We start from the raw sequence: 1878 nt of genomic DNA, 5'->3' as shown, positions 1-1878 counted from the left end.
GGCCATAGACGTGCGCGTCGGCGACATCCTGACCTGGGACGAGTTGGAGCCGCTGCGCGACCGCAAGGCGCTGCTCGATCGGCTCCATCGCGGCGTCTTCGACCTGGCGCCTGCCGCGCCGCGCGGCCGGGCGCAATTCCTGCCGCGCCGCATGCGCAAGGCGGCCTGACGGGCAGGTTGATCAGTCCGCGCCTTCCTCGGGATCGATCGCCGAAGCCTCTGTGGCGAGAACCTCGATCTCCTGGTTCTGGCCGGCGACGACGGTGAAATCCTTCTGGTAGATGCGGTCGCGGTTCTTGGCGATAATGGTGTAGTCGCCTTCGGCCAGCACCATCGAGGCGAAGGCGCCGACAGTTTCCTTGATCGGGTCGCCGGATTCGTTGAGCAGCGACCAGGAAGTGTCGGCGATCGCTTCGCCGCCGGCCTCGCGCACCAGCTTCATCGTCATCTCGGCGGCGCGGTGCTCGACGGTCGCTTCGGTCAGCTTGCCGGCCTCGACACGGATGTCGGAGCGGATGACCGCATTCACCGAACCATAGGTGGAGACGACATGGTAGGTGCCGGCATTCAACCGCACCACTGCGTTCGGCTCGACATCGGGGACGATCAGGGCGCGGTCGCCATTGGCCTCGACCTTGTCCTCGTAGATCGAGAACCGCAGCTTCTTCGGCGGTATGTGCACGCCCCCCGACAGCACGGCGTCGAGCTTGAGGCCACCGGCGTCGAGCACCAGGCTTTCGCGCTTGGCCTCCTTGCCCACGGTGATGCGCTTGGTGGCGCCGGCCCGCCCATAGGAAGCATGGACAAGATAGCTGCCTGGCTCCAGCTGGAACACGGCGGTGCCGCCATGCGCCGAAGCCACCATCGGCAGCTTGCCGTCGCTGGCCGGCTCGGGCTTGAAGACCCGCCAGACGATGCCGCGGGTGATGTCGTTGCCCTTGTCCGTCAGTTGCGCCGAGAGCGTGATGGCGCCGCCGCCGCTCAAGGCCAGCGATGTCTCGCCTTTCGGCGTCGCGTAGCTGGAAATCCCCGGCAGCTTCAGATTGCTGATGCCGTCCGCGTTCTGCGCCACGGCCGACGAAACCGGCGCCATGAACAGCGCCGCCGCCAGCCAGACCAGGAAAAGACGCAGTGTCCCCTCAAACATGCCTTGCGTTGAAGCCCAAGGCGGTGGCAATTTCAAGGCCTGAGAGTCCCAATCCCGTTCCGCAGGGCTCTTGCCATCCGGCGCGAAGCGCCAATGCCCGAGCCGCCCGAATTTCCCACAGGCGCGCTTCAGCCCAAAACCGAACTTCCAGGAGACTTGCGCCCATGGCGTCGCCGATCATCGACTTCCTGCTGACCCGGAACTCCGCGCCGATTCCAGACCTGAAAGAGCCGGCGCCCAGCGATGCCGAGATCGCCACCCTGATCACCGCCGCCACGCGCGTGCCGGATCACGGCCGGCTCGAGCCCTGGCGCTTCATCCTCTATCGCGGCGAGGCGCGCGTCGAAATCGGCAAGAAGCTGGCGGCCTTGGCCGAACAGCGCGAGGGACCGCTGCCCGAGGGCCGGCGTAACCAGGAACTCGCGCGGTTCTCGCGCGCGCCGCTGGTGATCGGCGTGGTGTCGGTGCCGAAGGAGAATCCGAAGATCCCGCAATGGGAGATGTTTCTCTCGGGCGGCATGGCGGCTATGAATCTGATGATCGCCGCCAATGCGCTGGGCTATGGCACCAACATGATCAGCAACTGGTATTCCGACGTGCCGGAGGGCAGGGCGATCCTTGGCCTGGCGCCGGAAGAGCGCGTGATCGGCTTCGTCCATATCGGCTCCTACCAAGGGCCGGCGCCGGAGCGGCCGCGGCCCGACCCGGCAAAGCTTTACGCCGACTATCAG

General features: G+C 66.3%; 2 protein-coding genes. One reads left to right on the top strand and one right to left on the bottom strand.

Annotation, left to right across the window (positions count from 1 at the left end):
• Positions 1–181: 181 nt before the first annotated feature.
• A complete protein-coding gene (locus EOA33_RS34365; RefSeq protein ID WP_127400547.1) occupies positions 182–1147 on the bottom strand; it encodes a hypothetical protein in 966 nt (321 codons plus the stop codon).
• A 164-nt stretch (positions 1148–1311) separates the two neighbouring features.
• Between EOA33_RS34365 and EOA33_RS34360 the strand changes: the two genes are divergently transcribed.
• A partial coding sequence (locus EOA33_RS34360; protein ID WP_145989472.1) for a nitroreductase occupies positions 1312–1878 on the top strand: 567 nt, incomplete at its 3' end.

The organism is Mesorhizobium sp. M4A.F.Ca.ET.050.02.1.1 (assembly GCF_003997725.1).
Classification (GTDB): Bacteria; Pseudomonadota; Alphaproteobacteria; order Rhizobiales; family Rhizobiaceae; genus Mesorhizobium.
The sequence above is the reverse complement of the archived record's forward strand: the minus strand, read 5'-3'. Positions and strand labels throughout refer to the sequence as shown.

Excerpts from the sequence above, each read along its gene's own strand:
- EOA33_RS34365 (WP_127400547.1), bottom strand. The coding sequence starts at position 1,147 with ATGTTTGAGGGGACACTGCGTCTTTTCCTGGTCTGGCTGGCGGCGGCG.